The 14,553-nt window shown below is 67.6% G+C and carries 14 protein-coding genes; 8 read left to right on the top strand and 6 right to left on the bottom strand.

From position 1 onward, the window contains the following. Both accB and aroQ read right to left on the bottom strand, forming a co-directional pair. A complete protein-coding gene (accB, locus tag PSV00_RS05930) occupies nucleotides 1-522 on the bottom strand; it encodes an acetyl-CoA carboxylase biotin carboxyl carrier protein (protein WP_300445592.1) in 522 nt (173 codons plus the stop codon). A 19-nt stretch (nucleotides 523-541) separates the two neighbouring features. Continuing rightward, complete coding sequence (gene aroQ / locus PSV00_RS05925; protein WP_300445591.1) at nucleotides 542-1,015, bottom strand: type II 3-dehydroquinate dehydratase; 474 nt, start codon at nucleotides 1,013-1,015, stop codon at nucleotides 542-544. A gap of 192 nt (nucleotides 1,016-1,207) precedes the next feature. Here aroQ and PSV00_RS05920 point away from each other — a divergent pair, with 192 nt between their 5' ends. From PSV00_RS05920 to PSV00_RS05905, 4 genes are all read left to right on the top strand, one after another. Further along, complete coding sequence (locus PSV00_RS05920; protein ID WP_300445590.1) at nucleotides 1,208-2,059, top strand: ion transporter; 852 nt, start codon at nucleotides 1,208-1,210, stop codon at nucleotides 2,057-2,059. Nucleotides 2,060-2,111: 52 nt separating this feature from the next. Next, nucleotides 2,112-2,312 carry a sulfur carrier protein ThiS gene (gene thiS / locus PSV00_RS05915; protein WP_300445589.1) on the top strand — a complete coding sequence of 67 codons (201 nt, stop codon included), beginning with the start codon at nucleotides 2,112-2,114 and terminating at the stop codon, nucleotides 2,310-2,312. A gap of 54 nt (nucleotides 2,313-2,366) precedes the next feature. Then, nucleotides 2,367-3,146 (top strand): thiazole synthase, encoded by a 780-nt coding sequence (locus PSV00_RS05910; RefSeq protein ID WP_300445588.1) that lies wholly within the window; start codon nucleotides 2,367-2,369, stop codon nucleotides 3,144-3,146. Between the two features lie 74 nt (nucleotides 3,147-3,220). Next, the gene (locus tag PSV00_RS05905) at nucleotides 3,221-4,927 is read left to right on the top strand and encodes a hypothetical protein (protein ID WP_300445587.1); all 1,707 of its coding nucleotides are present in this window, start codon (nucleotides 3,221-3,223) and stop codon (nucleotides 4,925-4,927) included. 54 nt (nucleotides 4,928-4,981) lie between these two features. On the opposite strand, the gene PSV00_RS05900 is transcribed toward PSV00_RS05905, so the two are convergent. The 3 genes from PSV00_RS05900 to PSV00_RS05890 are packed head-to-tail and all read right to left on the bottom strand — an operon-like array spanning nucleotide 4,982 to nucleotide 9,913. After that, nucleotides 4,982-5,776, bottom strand: a complete 795-nt coding sequence (locus PSV00_RS05900) for a thioredoxin domain-containing protein (protein ID WP_300445586.1) — start codon at nucleotides 5,774-5,776, stop codon at nucleotides 4,982-4,984. Between the two features lie 22 nt (nucleotides 5,777-5,798). Next, nucleotides 5,799-7,214, bottom strand: a complete 1,416-nt coding sequence (locus tag PSV00_RS05895; protein WP_300445585.1) for a M48 family metalloprotease — start codon at nucleotides 7,212-7,214, stop codon at nucleotides 5,799-5,801. Between the two features lie 59 nt (nucleotides 7,215-7,273). After that, nucleotides 7,274-9,913 carry an Rne/Rng family ribonuclease gene (locus tag PSV00_RS05890; protein ID WP_300445584.1) on the bottom strand — a complete coding sequence of 880 codons (2,640 nt, stop codon included), beginning with the start codon at nucleotides 9,911-9,913 and terminating at the stop codon, nucleotides 7,274-7,276. 519 nt (nucleotides 9,914-10,432) lie between these two features. On the opposite strand from PSV00_RS05890, the gene PSV00_RS05885 reads away from it, so the two are divergent. Continuing rightward, nucleotides 10,433-11,608: an N-acetylmuramoyl-L-alanine amidase gene (locus tag PSV00_RS05885; protein ID WP_300445583.1), complete on the top strand. Its 1,176-nt coding sequence runs from the start codon at nucleotides 10,433-10,435 to the stop codon at nucleotides 11,606-11,608. A 41-nt stretch (nucleotides 11,609-11,649) separates the two neighbouring features. Here PSV00_RS05885 and PSV00_RS05880 read toward each other — a convergent pair whose 3' ends face one another. Beyond that, nucleotides 11,650-11,895, bottom strand: a complete 246-nt coding sequence (locus PSV00_RS05880; RefSeq protein WP_300445582.1) for a hypothetical protein — start codon at nucleotides 11,893-11,895, stop codon at nucleotides 11,650-11,652. A gap of 650 nt (nucleotides 11,896-12,545) precedes the next feature. On the opposite strand from PSV00_RS05880, the gene PSV00_RS05875 reads away from it, so the two are divergent. From PSV00_RS05875 to PSV00_RS05865, 3 genes are all read left to right on the top strand, one after another. Continuing rightward, entirely contained in the window at nucleotides 12,546-12,938 is a 393-nt protein-coding gene (locus PSV00_RS05875; protein WP_300445581.1) for a hypothetical protein, read from the top strand. A gap of 58 nt (nucleotides 12,939-12,996) precedes the next feature. Continuing rightward, entirely contained in the window at nucleotides 12,997-13,428 is a 432-nt protein-coding gene (locus PSV00_RS05870; protein WP_300445580.1) for a hypothetical protein, read from the top strand. Between the two features lie 269 nt (nucleotides 13,429-13,697). Next, the coding region (locus PSV00_RS05865; RefSeq protein WP_300445579.1) for a CsgG/HfaB family protein at nucleotides 13,698-14,553 on the top strand (856 nt) is incomplete at its 3' end.

Here is a 14,553-nt window from a genome sequence, read left to right as displayed (position 1 = left end):
TCAGCCCTGGGCCTCGAGCACGACGAGCGGCTCGCCGAACTCGACCGGCTGGGCGTCGCCGACCAGGATTTCCTTGACCACGCCGTCACGCGGGGCCTGGATCGGGTTCATCGTCTTCATCGCTTCGACGATCAGCAGGGTCTGGCCCTTGCGGACCTTGTCGCCGGGCGAGACGAAGGTGTCGGCCTCGGGGGCCGGGCGCAGATAGGCGGTGCCGACCATCGGCGATTTCACGTCCTCGCCCGAGCGGGCGACGATCGTGGCCGGGTCCGACGGCATCGAGACCGGCGCGGCCGGGGCGGCGGCCTGGGCCATCTGGGCCGGCACCGCGGCATATTGAACCGGGGCGGCCATGGTCAGCTCGCGGGCGACGCGGATGCGCAGTTCGCCGCGCTCGACCTCGATCTCGGTCAGGCTGGTGTCGTTCAGGATGTCGGCCAGCTGGCGGACCAGGGAGGTGTCAATCTCACCGACCGGCTCATTGTCCAGCTTGGGTGCGGATTTCTTGGGGGCGTCGGCCATACGAGTGTGCCTCTTTTTCTTATGCGTTGGGCGAACGGCCCGGATCTGATGCCTTGTCGTGCACCAGGGTCAGGGCGGCCTTCACGGCCAGTTCGTAGCTGAAAGGGCCGAAGCCCGAAACCACGCCGGTCGCGACCGGCGAAACGAAGGATCGATGCCGGAAACGCTCGCGCGCCGCCGGGTTCGAGAGATGACATTCGACGATCGGGATCGTCAGGGTCTTGAGGGCGTCCAGCAGGGCCACCGAGGTGTGGCTGTAGCCCGCCGGGTTGATGACCAGGGCCGAGGCCTGTTCGCGGGCCTCCTGGACCCAGTCGATCAGTTCGCCCTCGTGGTTGGTCTGGCGGAAGACCACCCGCGCGCCGTCTGCGGCCGACTCGCACCGCGCCTGGACATCGGCCAGGGTCTCGTGGCCATAGATCCCGGGCTCCCGAACCCCCAACAGGTTGAGATTGGGGCCGTTCAGGACGTAGAGGACGGTTGCGTCGGGCATTTCGCTCGCGAAAGTGGCGGTCCGGTCGGAATCGGACAGGCCTTTTAGCCGAGGCGGGCCGGTTATCAAACCGCGCGCTCGAAAGAGTGACCGGACGGCCCCGGGCGGGCTGTGCGGACGTCAGGTTCATGCATCTGGCGCTGGCCGCGGGATTGCGGCAAGGGGCGATTATCGAATTCGTTGGAGACGACCTTGAAACGGCTCAGACAGCTGGTGACATCACCCCGTACAGAGCAGTTCATCCTGGCTCTGATTGTCTTCAACGCGATCACCCTGGGCCTTGAGACCAGTCCCTGGGTCACGGCCCGGTTCGGAGCCGTCCTGGGGTTGATCGACAAGATGGTGCTGGCGATCTTCGTGGTGGAGATCGTGGCGCGGATCGTGGTGCATCGGGCGGCCTTTTTCAGGGACCCGTGGAGCCTGTTCGACCTTTCGGTCGTGGCACTTGCGCTGATGCCGGCCGCGGGGGCCTTCTCCGTGTTGCGGGCCCTGCGCATCCTCAGGGTGTTGCGAATGATCACCCTGGTGCCTTCGCTGCGCCGGGTGGTCGGAGCCCTGATCAGCGCCCTTCCCGGAATGGGGTCGATTACGCTGCTTCTGGGGCTGATCTTCTATGTGGCTTCGGTGATGGCGACCAAATTGTTCGGGGCCGACTTCCCGCAGTGGTTCGGGTCGATCCCGGCCTCGGCCTATTCGCTCTTCCAGATCATGACGCTGGAGAGCTGGTCAATGGGCATCGTCCGGCCGGTGATGGAGGTCCATCCCTATGCTTGGCTGTTCTTTGTGCCCTTCATCCTGTGCACGACCTTCACCATGCTGAACCTGTTTATCGGTATCGTCGTGAACGCCATGCAGAGCGAGCACGAAGAGGAGGCCAAGGCCGAGCGGCACCGGCTTGAAGTGGATCTGCGCGAGGCCAGCGAGGTGCGCCAGCAGGTTCATGCCGAGGAGGTGGCGGACATGGCCGCCCTTCGCGGCGAGATCGCCGAGCTGAGGCGGGCCATCGGCGATCTGGCTGCAGGCCTGCAGAGCCGGGCTGGCTAGAGGCGGCGGTGCCGGGGTAGAAGGCGGATCACCCGGTTAGGAGGACGCTCGCTTGCCCCGGATTCAGGTCAACGGAGAAAACCGCGCTGTGTCGGCGGCCACGATCCTGGCGCTGGTGGAGGAACTGGGTCTCGACCCGCGCAAGGTGGCCGTGGAGCGCAACCTGGCCATCGTGCCGCGGTCCCTGCACGGCGAGACGGTTCTGGCCGAGGGCGACCGCATTGAACTGGTGCAATTCGTCGGGGGCGGGTGATTTTCGCCCCGGGGCCGGCTTCCCCGGCGCGGCTGTGAAGACTAGGTCAGTGCCATGACCACTTTTCAAGATACCTGGACCGTTGCCGGCCGCACCTTTTCGTCACGGCTGATCGTGGGCACCGGCAAATATGCCGACTATGCGCAGAACGCCGCCGCGGCCGAGGCCGCCGGGGCCGAGATCGTCACCGTGGCCCTGCGCCGCGTCAATCTGTCGGACCCGTCCCAGCCGATGTTGGTCGATCATGTGAAGCCGGACCGGTTCACCTACCTGCCCAATACGGCCGGCTGTTTTACCGGCGAGGATGCGGTGCGAACCCTGCGGCTGGCGCGCGAGGCCGGGGGCTGGGATCTGGTCAAGCTGGAGGTGCTGTCCGACACGCCCCACCTGTATCCCGACATGGTCGAGACGCTGCGGGCGCTGGATATGCTGGTCAAGGACGGCTTCGACGTCATGGTCTACTGCACCGACGACGTGGTCATGGCCAAACGGCTGGAGGAGGCCGGGGCCGCCGCCATCATGCCCGCCGCCGCGCCGATCGGCTCGGGTCTGGGCATCCAGAACCGGGTCAATGTGCGGTTGATCGTTGAACAGGCCGGCGTGCCGGTTCTGGTCGATGCCGGGGTCGGCACCGCGTCGGACGCCACCATCGCCATGGAACTGGGCTGCGACGCCGTGCTGATGAACACCGCCATCGCCGGGGCGCGCGACCCGATCGGCATGGCCCGGGCCATGAAACACGCGGTCATCGCCGGTCGCGAGGCCTATCTGGCCGGGCGGATGGCCAAACGGATGTACGCTGATCCGTCCTCGCCCCTGGCCGGCCTGATCTAGGGCCGCACCGGGCCTGAAGGGTCTTGGCGCAACGATGGTTGCGGTCCATGGTCGGCGCAACGGGGGAGATGCGCATGCGACCAATGCTTCTGGCGGGGGTGGCGCTGGCCGCCATCGTGGTTGGACCTGCAGCTGTGGCCGATGCGACGGCGGACCGGGTCGTGCGCGACCTGATCGAAAATCCCTCGATCTGCGGCGATCCGAACCGTCCTTATGATGTCGTGACCGGGGCACCGGTCGCCGACATGGTCATGGTGCCCGGGATCGGGACCGACCATATGGCGGTGGACGCCAACGCGGAGGCCCAGGCCTGGTTCGACTACGGGATCCAGCTGCGCTGGGCCTTCCAGCACACGGAATCGGTCCGGGCCTTCCAGAAAGCGCGTCTGCTCGACCCGTCGTGCGGTATGTGTGCCTGGGGCGAGGCCTGGGCGATGGGCCCCAACCTCAACGGTAGCGGCACGGCGGATGAGGTCGATCCCGCGGCCCTCAAGATCGCCCGAGACGCCCGTCGTCTGGCCCGCGACGCCTCGCTGCAGCAGCGCCGGATGATCGACGGCCTGCTCCAGCGCTATTCGGGACGCAGGGCCAGCCGGCCCGACCGGTTCGCGCGGGTGATGGACCGCCTCGCACGTGACAATCCCGATGACGTCAACCTGGCCGCCATCGCCGCCGATGCCTGGATGCTCAAGGCCGAGGACTGGTGGAACAAGGACGGTACGCCCAAGGATCCCGGTATTGCCCGGGCCATGACGATTCTGGAGGCCGCGCTGGCCAGGGCTCCGGACGATCCCGGGGCCATCCATCTCTACATTCACCTGACCGAATGGTCGGCCGATCCGCACAAGGCCATCCCGTATGGAGAACGGCTGGCCGAACTGGCTCCGGGGGCCAGTCATCTGGTGCATATGCCCTCCCACACCTTCTTCCGGGTCGGCCGCTATCGCGACGCCATGATGTCCAATGTCGCCGCCGTGGCGCTGGACCGCCAGTATGACGGCCAGGCCTTCCCGCCCGGCGGTGTGCCCGGCATGCCGCTGCATGGCCACAACATCCATTTCGGCATGGGCGGTGCCCTGATGGCCGGTGGGGCCGAGGAGGGGCTGAAGCTGGCTGACTGGTTCCTGACCGTGTTCGCCGACATTCCGGCCGACAACCTGTGGCGTCAGATTACGGCCAATGACGCCTACGCCCTGTACGGCCGCTTCGGGACGCAGGCCCAGGTCGAGGCGCTGGAGGAGCCGTCCGTGGCCAATCCGCTGCAGCGCGTCAGCTGGCGCTATGGCCGGGGCGAGGCCGCCAGCCGTCGCGGAGACGCGGCCGCTGTGCGTGCCGAGATTGCCGCGATCCGGGCGATCCGCGGGACCCCGGCCTTCGCAACCGGTCCCAGGGCCGAGGCGCGCGCCAGCTTCTCCGAGCTGTTCCAGCGTGTCCTTGAGGGGCGCGCGGCCATGATTGAAGGCAACACCGAGGCCGCCATCGCAGCCTTTACCCGGGCCGCGGCCCTGCAGGCTGAAGGCGGTGACGAAGGCGGGGATCCGCCCGCCATCTGGTATCCCACCCGTCGCAGCCTGGCCGCCGCCATGCTGGCCGGCGGCGATGCGGCAGGGGCCAAGGCCAAGGTCGAGGAACTGCTCAAGGACTGGCCCAATGATCCCTACAGCTATTTCGTGCTGTCGGAGGCCGAGACGGCGCTGGGAAATGAGGCCGCCGCGGCCGAAGCCCTGCGACATGCCCGGGTGGAATGGATGGGTGGAGAGATGAGTCTCGCGGAAGCCTGATCTGGCCGCCGGTCGAGCCCCCGGCCGGATCAGGGCGCAAGCACCGCCGCCCGCCTAGCCCTCTTTGGCCTCGGTGATCAGCCGGGCGAGGTCGGCCGGGTTGTTGGTGCCCGTCACCTTGCCGTTGATGAAGAAGGTGGGCGTGCCTTCCAGCCCCATGGCCGCAGCCCCGGTATGGATGTCGGCCAGCAGGCGAGAGGTATCGGCCGTGGCCATGGCTGCCCGGGCCCGTTGCAGGTCGATGCCACTGGCAACCAGGATGCGATCGATGCCGTCGATGGACAGGGCCGACTGGGCCATCAAGGCCTGATGGACCGCCAGATATTTGCCCTGGGCGTGGGCCGCAAGAGCCGCGCGGGCGGCGTACTGGGAGGTGATGACCTCGCCCTGATCCAGCACCGGCCATTCGCGGAAGACAAAGCGCACGTCCGGATTGGCCTCCATGAGCTTCAGATACTCCGGGGCGGCCATCTTGCAGTAGGGGCAACGGTAGTCGAAGAATTCAGTCACCGTGACGCGGGCGTCGACGGGCCCGAAGGCCGGTTCGCCCGGAGCCGGGGCCAGCACTGCGGGGTTGCGGGCGACCGCAGCATTGATACCCGAGGTCCGGTCCGCCCGCGCGGCGACGTCACGCGCGGCGACCACCTCGTCCAGCACCTGGGGATGGGCCAAAAGATAGGCCCGGACCCGCCCGCCGAAATCCGCGCCCGTCAGATAGGGCGCACCGGCCAGACCGAGGGCCACGACCGAGATCGTCAGGGCCGCGAGTCCGGCCCGGTTTCCACTGAACCAGCTAAGGGGCGTCAGTGTCGGCGACTTCGGGGCGGAGTCGGGAGCGTCGTCGGTCATGCAGGGTCCTGGCTCGAAAAAATCAACCGGCATCGGCGGGAATGACCCGCACGGGCCGGTCGCGGCGATAACGTTCGTCGGCGGCGTCGATGTCGTCCTGGGTCGCGCCCGAGGCCAAGACGATGTCCATGGCCCGGATCCATTCGGTTGAACCCCGGGGCAGCATGTCGCGGGCGCGCAGGGCAAATTGGGTCGCCTGGTCCTGGCGACCCTCGGCGAAATACAGTTCTGCCGTGGCCAGCCGGGCCTCACCGTCCTTGCCCTGGCTGGCATAGGCCTGCGACAGCAGTCGCCAGGCGAGGGTGTTGTCACGCTCCAGCGCCGTGGCCCGTTTAAGCTCGATGACGGCCTGCTCCAGCTGGCTCATGTCATTGGTCTCGATCAGGGCGTGGGCGAGGTTGATACGCAGAAGGGGCGCGTCCGGCTTCAGGTCGATGGAGCGCTGATGGGCCTCGATAGCCTCGACCGGGCGAGCCTCCTCAAACAGGATCTGTCCCTTCAGTTCCCAGAAATACGGGTTGTCGGGCTGTTCGACGATGAAGGCATCTACGGCTGCCAGGGCGCGATTGGTCTGGCCATCGCGATACCAGGCGATCGCCCGGGCATAGCGTCCGGGAAGCGAGGTGTCCGTAGACGGATAGGTCCGCAGTGTCTGGTTGGGCGGGTCCATGAAGGCGTGGATCTTGGCCAGGACCAGCGCGTGCTGGGCAATCCGCTCGGGGCTGTCGACATGGTTGTAGTTGGGAGCCTCGCTGACCAGTCGGCGCAGGTTTTCGATCCGGGCCGAGGACAGGGGGTGGCTGCGGAAGAAGGGGTAACGACGGGCATCCGAGAAGACTTCCTGCGAGCGGAAATTCTCGAAGAATTCGACCAGGCCGCGCCCGGACTCCCCGGCGGCGTCCAGGGCGTGCGCGGCGGAATTGTCGGCCTCGCCTTCCTGCTGGGAAATGTATTTCAGACTGCCCAGGGCCCCGAAATAGGAGCTCGAGCCCAGTAGGGCGGCACCGGCCGTGGGTGAGCCCGCGGCGATGGCCAGGGCCCCGAGCGCCATGCTCATGATCATCGGCTGCATGCCCGCGTCACGCGCGCCGTCTCTCAGCGTATGCCGGTTCTTGATGTGGCCCGCCTCGTGGGCGATCACGCCGAGCAGCTCATTGGCGCTGCGGGTTTTCAGAATCAGGCCGGTATTGACGCCCAGCACCCGTCCCGGGGTGGCAAAGGCGTTCAGCTCGTTGTCTCCGACCAGCAGGATCTCGATCTCGGACGGTTCCAGGCCGATGGCCGCGAACACCGGATCAGACCATTCACGGATGATGCCTTCGATTTCAGTATCGCGGATCGCGCTCTGAGCCGCCGCCGGTCCGGCGACCGCGACCGTCAGGGTGACGGCGGTCGCGGCGGCCAGGAACCGGGAAAGGACGCGGGGAAGCCAGGTCAAGGTCTACTCCTTACGACTGACGCCCCCGTCTTCGTCGATGACAATCTAGCGCCGTCCGGTCAGCGACGCCACCATCCGCGCTTGGCCTTGGCCGGCGGGGCGACGATCTGGTTCGGATCGTCCCCGATGATGGCGGCGATGTCGACCGGGGCCACAGCGGCGGCAACCGGTTCCGGTTGCGGTTCCGGGGCGGCTTCCGGCTCGGTAACGGCGGCCTCGGCCGGGGTTACGTCCAGCTCGACGGGCGCACCGGCCGGCTCGACCTCATTGGGCTCGACGACAGACTCGTCGGTCGTTGCCGTTGCGGAGGTCTTGCGACGCACGCGACGACGCTTGGGCTCGGGCGCGATGACCGGCACGACCTCCTCGGTGGCGACGGTGGCGACGGTGGCCATCGGAGTCTCGGAAGACCCTTCCGGCGGCATGCCTTCGCCTGTAGCGCGGGCCTCGACCTTTACGTCCCGGGGCTCGTCACCGCCTGCAGCGCGATCACGGCCACGCCCGCGGCCGCGACGGCGACGCGAACGACCGCCTTCGCGGTCACCGGTTTCGCCCTCGGAACGCTCGCCCTGCTCGCTGTCAGCGTCGCGAACGGGACGCGCGGCCGCAGGGGCGTCGTCTTCGCTCTCGGCGCGCGGAGCCGGGTTGATCGGGTCGAACCAGACGTAGGGATCGTCCAGCGACGGCGTGCGCCCACGGACCCAGGTGAAGCCGTCGCGATCGCCTTCCTCGCGAACACGGCGTCCGCCACGGCGACCACGGCGACGGCGGCGTGCGCCCTCACTGTCGTCGTCCTCGGCACCGGCGGCGGCAGGTTCTTCGCCCTCGACGCCCTCGACCGGGCCGGTCTCTTCATCACGGCGACCACCGCGACGGCGACGACGGCCACGCCCGCGACCGGAATCACCGTCTGCACGGGCCGTATCGGCATCGTGGCGTTCAGCGCGGGCGCGCGGGGCGTCATCATCGGTGTCTTCGGCGGCGAGGGCGTCGTCCTCGAAGATCTCGTCCTCATCTTCCTCATCGTCGTAGGCGTTGTCGTCGAAGTCGTCGGTCAGGTCGGGCAGGGCGACGGCCCCGTCCTCGGGAACGAAGTCCTCGTTGGTCTCGGTGCGTTCGACCGCATGCTCGCCCTGGGCGAGGCTGTCGTCGATCAGCACGACCACGTGCAGGCCGCGCTGTTGGGCGAGCCGCTGCAGATAGTCGCGCTTGTGATTGAGGATGTAGAGGGCGACGGCGGTGCAGACGCGCAGGTTGATCGATCCCGCGCCCCCCTTGCCGGCCTCGATGTCGACGGCGCGCAGGATCATCAGCGCGGCCGATTCGGCCGAACGGATGCGGCCCGAGCCCTGGCAGTGCGGGCAGACCTCGGTGGCCCCCTCGATCACGCCGAGACGGCGGCGCTGACGGCTGATCTCCATCAGGCCGAAGCCGGAGATGCGCCCCATCTGGATGCGGGCCCGGTCGTGCGACAGGGCGTCCTTGAGAATCTTCTCGACCGTGCGGTTGTTCTTCGACTCATCCATGTCGATGAAGTCGATGACCACGAGGCCGGCGAGATCGCGCAGGCGCAGCTGACGGGCAGCCTCGACAGCGGCTTCGCAGTTGGTCTTGAAGGCAGTCGCCTCGACGTTGCGTTCCTTGGTCGACTTGCCCGAGTTGACGTCGATGGCCACCAGGGCCTCGGTCTGGTTGATGACCAGATAGCCGCCCGACTTCAGCGGCACGACCGGCTGGTGGATCTGCGTCAGCAGTTCCTCGATGCCGTTGGCGGCGAACAGGGGCTTGGAGCCCTGGTACAGGTGAACCTTCTTGGCTTGGGAAGGCATCAGCACGCGCATGAAGTCGCGCGCCTCCTTCCAGCCCTCGACACCCTCGACCTGGATGCCGTCGAAATCCTTGTCGAACATGTCGCGCACGGCGCGGCGGACGAGGTTTTCCTCCTCATAGATGATCGAGGGGGCGTTGGAGCTGAGGGTGGTTTCGCGGATCGTTTCCCACAGACGCAGCAGATATTCGTAATCGCGCTTGATCTCGGCCTTGGTGCGTTTGGCACCGGCCGTGCGGATGATCAGCCCCATGCCGTGCGGTACGTCCAGGGCCTGGGCCGCGGCCTTCAGGCGTTTGCGGTCGGTGGCCTGGGTGATCTTGCGCGAGATGCCGCCGCCCTTGCCGGTGTTGGGCATCAGCACGCAGTAGCGGCCGGCCAGCGACAGCCAGGTGGTCAGGGCGGCACCCTTGCCGCCGCGCTCGTCCTTGACGACCTGCACCAGCAGGATCTGGCGGCGCTTGATCACGTCCTGGATCTTGTAGCGACGCATCAGGCGGCGCTTCAGACGCTCCTCGTCGGCCATGCCGCCTTCGTGGTCGCCGTCGTCGCTTTCACGGCCGAGGTCGTCGTGATCGTCGTCGTCCGTCGCCGCCTCGGCCATGATGGCTTCGCGGTCGGCGACCGGGATTTGATAATAATCCGGATGGATTTCGTTGAAGGCGAGGAAGCCGTGGCGGTTGCCGCCGTATTCGATGAAGGCGGCCTGCAGGCTGGGCTCTACGCGGGTGACCTTGGCGAGGTAGATGTTGCCGCGAAGCTGGCGGCGGGCCTTCGACTCGAAGTCGAATTCCTCAATCTGGCGTCCCTCGACGATCGCAACGCGGGTCTCTTCCGCGTGTGCCGCATCGATAAGCATGATCTTTGACATGGATGGTCTCTCTCTGGCGCGCTCGGCCGGACGCCGGGAAACGGGTCCCGGAGGTCAAGGCGGCTCGCCGAATGGAATTGAAGGCGCACGCAGGCGTCATCCCGTCGCCGCGGCCCGAACCAATGTCGGGACCGGTGGCGAGGCCTGTGAAATCAGACCGGGTGGGGGCGCAGGCGGAAAAGCCCATGGGGTTCAGTACGGTCCTGGAACCGGACGCGCCGGTTACGGCGGCGTCCCGGGTCCGGTCGTCAAATCGCCAGGCCAGGCCCGAGCGATCTTCGGATAGGTGAAAGTCAGCGCCGCGAGGAGGGCGCGTCCGGACCTGGAGGGCAGGGGACGCGATCATTCGCATGCGCGGCGGACCATACGCACGCCGGACGCGAATGAAAAGCACCAAGGCCTTAACGGAATCCAAGGGACCTTCGGGCAGGGTGGCGATAACCGATAAGGTGGGTTGCCGTCAGAATGTACGGAATGTTGCGACTGGAACTGTCCCGGTGGGGCGCGCGTGAGTGGACGATGACGGCTTTGGCCTTCGTCGTGTTCTGCTTTGGCGTGCTGGCAGCCGGGCGTGGCCTGGCCGCCGGAACCGCCGGCGAAGTCCTGCGCCTGCGCTTCGGCGGCGACGCCGAACGCACCCGGGTCGTCGTCGATCTGGATCACAACACCCGCGGTGCCGTGGTTTCCAGCGGCTCGGATGGCCGGGTGGTCGTGGCCCTGACCGGGGTCTCGCCGCACGGGCAGATGGGCGGGGCCGGCACCGGCCTGGTGCGCGACTATCGGGTCACCGCCCGAGGCGGGGCTTCGCGCATCGAGTTGACCCTGGCCACCGGGGCCGAGATTGAGCGTCGCTTCCTGCTGCCGCCCGGCGACGGCGTGGCCCACTATCGCTATGTCATCGACCTGCGCAGCACCGGCCGTGCCCCGGTGACGCGCCGCGCCGCCGCCCCGAGCCCGACACCGCGCGGTTCGGCCCCGGCCGAGCGGCCGTTGATCGTGATCGACGCCGGCCACGGCGGCCGCGACCCCGGGGCCCGCGGGTCCCATGTCAACGAGAGCGCCGTCACCCTGGCCGCCGCCCAGGCGCTGAAGGCCGAGCTGGAGCGGACCGGTCGTTACCGTGTGCGGCTGACCCGCGACAACGACAGCTATGTCGGCCTGTACCGACGGGTCGAGATCGCCCGCGCCGCCGACGCCGACCTGTTCATCAGCCTGCACGCCGACGCCGGGTCCGACCCGGCCACGCGCGGGGCCAGCGTCTACACATTGTCCGAACAGGGGGCCGGCCGGGCCGTGCGCGAGTTCACCCGCGGCGACAACTGGCACCGCGAACTGCGCCTGCCGGGCCGCGACCCCTCGGTCGACCGTATCCTGCTCGACATGACCCAGCGCACCACCCAGAACCGCTCGGCCCAGCTGGCGCGGACCCTGCTGGGCGGGCTGGAGGAGGCCGACCATCCGATGCTGCGCCGCAGCCATCGCGACGCCGGCCTGGCCGTGCTGCTGGCCCCCGACGTGCCTGCCGTCCTGCTGGAGATGGGGTTCATCACCAATCCCGAGGACGAGCAGACCCTGAACGACGAGCGCGGCCGCCGCCGCCTGATGCGGGCCGTGGCCGGCGGCATCGACCGCTATTTCCGCGACCCGTCCGGGTCGATGCAGATGGCCTCGACCGGGGCCAGCGGCCAGCCCTAGGAAATCAGCTCACGCCCGGAGGACGAACCGGGGGACGGGGCTCAATCCGGTTCGTCGGCACACTCCGGCGGCGGCACAATGCCCTGTTCGATCAACGACTGGCGGGCGCGAGCATATTGCTCGGGCCCGCAGCGATTGCCGCCGTCGGCATAGACCAGCCGCCAGGCCTCTGTATTTACGGCGTTCTTCCAATCGATCACCGGCTGCATGAGGACCATCATCCGCGCATAGGCACGCTGCTCGGGATTGGGTGGCGGTGGGCGGTGGGCGGGACGGGGTCTGGGCAATCTGGTCCTCCATTGTTGTTGGCCCGCGGTCTGGAGGCTCCGCCTACTGGCTGCTACGCGCCGCCCTTCGGGTCGATCCGACGCGGGCTGACGGGCATGCGAAGTCCACCCGCGCCGGAGGGCGCGAGGGGCGGGAAGGCGGCGGAGCGCCGGGCCGGGGCCCGGAGACATTTTGAGACTAACCGTTTCGACCCTGGCCGACGCTCCGCGCGGAGATTGGGCGGAAGCTTGCGTCGGGTGGCGGTCTTATCGCCTTACCGCAGCGCCTCCGGCGGGCGGGCCGGGCTTGCATCCCCGGTCCCCGGACCGGACGGGTATCCCCCCCGTCCCTGGCCCCGCTTGTCCGCATCCCGCCGCCAGAGCACGCAAGGCCTCTGCGCCTCCCCGTGCGACGGAACAGGGGGAGTCTAGCGCAGGCCGGACGGGCGGCGGGTTTTCAGGGGCGGAAATTTGAAAAGGGGCGGGGGAGCAAGGAGTTGGGGTGAGGTGGGGTGCGAGGTTAGGGGGGCGGGCGAAGTATCGGCGGTGCTGGCAACGACGGACCAGGCCGGACCCGCCGCGCGGTGGCATGGATTGACAGCGCGCCCCTGTGGTGACCAGCGTTATGTGACCGCAGCGGGCGGCCGGAATGGCCTTGCGGGAAAAACACCATGGCGTCTGGATTCAGACTTGCTGCCATCATCAGCCTGGTGCTGGCGGCGTCGGTTGCGATTGGGATCGCTCATGCGGGCGAGCCGATACCCGGGGTCGATATCTACCTTGGCAAAAACCCCGGTGGTCGGGCGATCGTGGTTGCGACCACGGACCGGGAAGGTCGGTTCTCGGCCCAGGTGAGGGTGGAGCCGGGCGAATATGCGGTCACCACAGCCTGCGCGCCGCGACGGCCGTGCCGGCCGAACCGGTTGCTGACCCTCAGTGTTGATGGACGTGAGATCCGGCCAAACACCAGGGGAATCCACTTGTTTCCGGTCGGTTCGAGTCTGGGCACGGTGATGATCAGCGGTCGGGTTGAGACCCTGGAAGCGACATCGACACCGCGATAGCCGGGGCTGCGGGGCCGGCGGGTATTCGCCTCTGATCATTCAAGCTGGAGAGACCGGGATGAAACTGTTCGTCGCCATCGTCGCCGCCCTGCTGCTGGGCGCTTCCGTCGCCCATGCGGAGCCCGGCACCCCCATTCAGGGGATTCCGGTCGGGCTCGAGGGTGACCCCGGGAGCATCGTCGCCCCTCGGGTGACCGATCGCGAGGGCAATGTCGTGTTCGCCGACCTGGCCCCCGGCCGCTACGCTGTCTTCATCCCGGATGCGTCCCGGCTTCAGGCTCCGATACGCCTCCGCATCAGCGCCGACGTCTCGACACTTCGAATCCAGAACTACGTCATTGTCGCACAACCCGGGCGCGGGCGGGCCTACGCCCTCGACGACAGGGGGCAAAGGCTGGTGGTGACAATCCCCCGGGCCGGTGGCCGCATCGCGATCAATGTCTCGTCGATCTTCGACCGCTGGGGGCGCGGGGGTCAGACGCCTCGCTAGCTGACCGCTTCGCAGGTCAGCAATCCACTGACATCAACACCATCGCCTCCAGTCTTCGGTCATCACCATCTGGGTAGTGACTTTAAGCTAATCAAATCAAATACATTCAAACCAGAGCATTTCATTTTCTGTGTGGCCTAAATATTATGTTTGACAAATATTCATTGCAGGTCGAGCGTTCAAAACTGGTGTGAATAGTTGTCACTTCCCGCGACTTGTCTCCGGGATTCGAGTCCAGTTTTCGGTTCCTCCAGTCTGGTTCAATGCCCATGATCGTTCTGACTCCGAGCCGACGCTGGGTGCTGACCGGCACGACGCTGGCCCTGACGGGAGTCGCCGGACCGGTGCTGTCGCAGGAGCGCGCCGGCTATGACGGGCTCAAAAAGACCATCGCCGTCGACCTGTTCCGGGCCACCGAGGCCGTCGGTGGTTCGGTTACGGCGGACGGCATGACCGCCATGTTGATTCAGGCCCTGGTCGGGGACGGTCGATTCCTGGTGATCGAAGGGGGCGACGGTGGCCCTATGGCGGCCAGCGCCATCGTGCGTGGTGCCGTGACCAAATATGAACCCGCAGCCGGGGGCGGTGGACTGAGTATCAGTGGCGGCCCGCTGGGCGGCCTGCTGGGCGGTCGCGCCGGCACCCGCAGCCAGACCGCCGTCATCGAGATCGCGCTCAGGCTGGTCGACACTTCGACCGGTCAGGTCATTTCGACGTCCAGCGCCGAGGGCCGCGCCTCGTCGCGCACCACCGAGGCCGGACTGGTCGAGAGCTACGGCGGGGCGCGACTGGGCGGCGAGATCTTCCGCACCACGCCGATCGGCCAGGCCGGCCAGGACGCCATCGTCCGGGCTGTGGACCAGATCGCCTCGGGCATGCGCAGGGTCACTTGGTCGGCCATCGTCGTCGATGCGGGCCCGTCCGGCGTCTATCTGAACGCGGGAACCGACCGGAATGTAGTGCCGGGCATGACGCTGAGCGTCTGGCGTCCGGGCCGCACCCTGACCGACCCCGGCACGGGCGAGGTGCTGGACGTCGAAATGAGCCGGATCGGGCGGGTGCAGGTCGCAACCGTGCGTGATCGTCTGTCCATCGCCACCGTGACCGAGGGCGGCGAGCCCATGC

This window comes from Brevundimonas sp. (assembly GCF_029945885.1).
Lineage (GTDB): Bacteria > Pseudomonadota > Alphaproteobacteria > Caulobacterales > Caulobacteraceae > Brevundimonas.
Note: the sequence above shows the minus strand (reverse complement) of the source record. Positions and strands in the feature narration are given on the sequence as shown.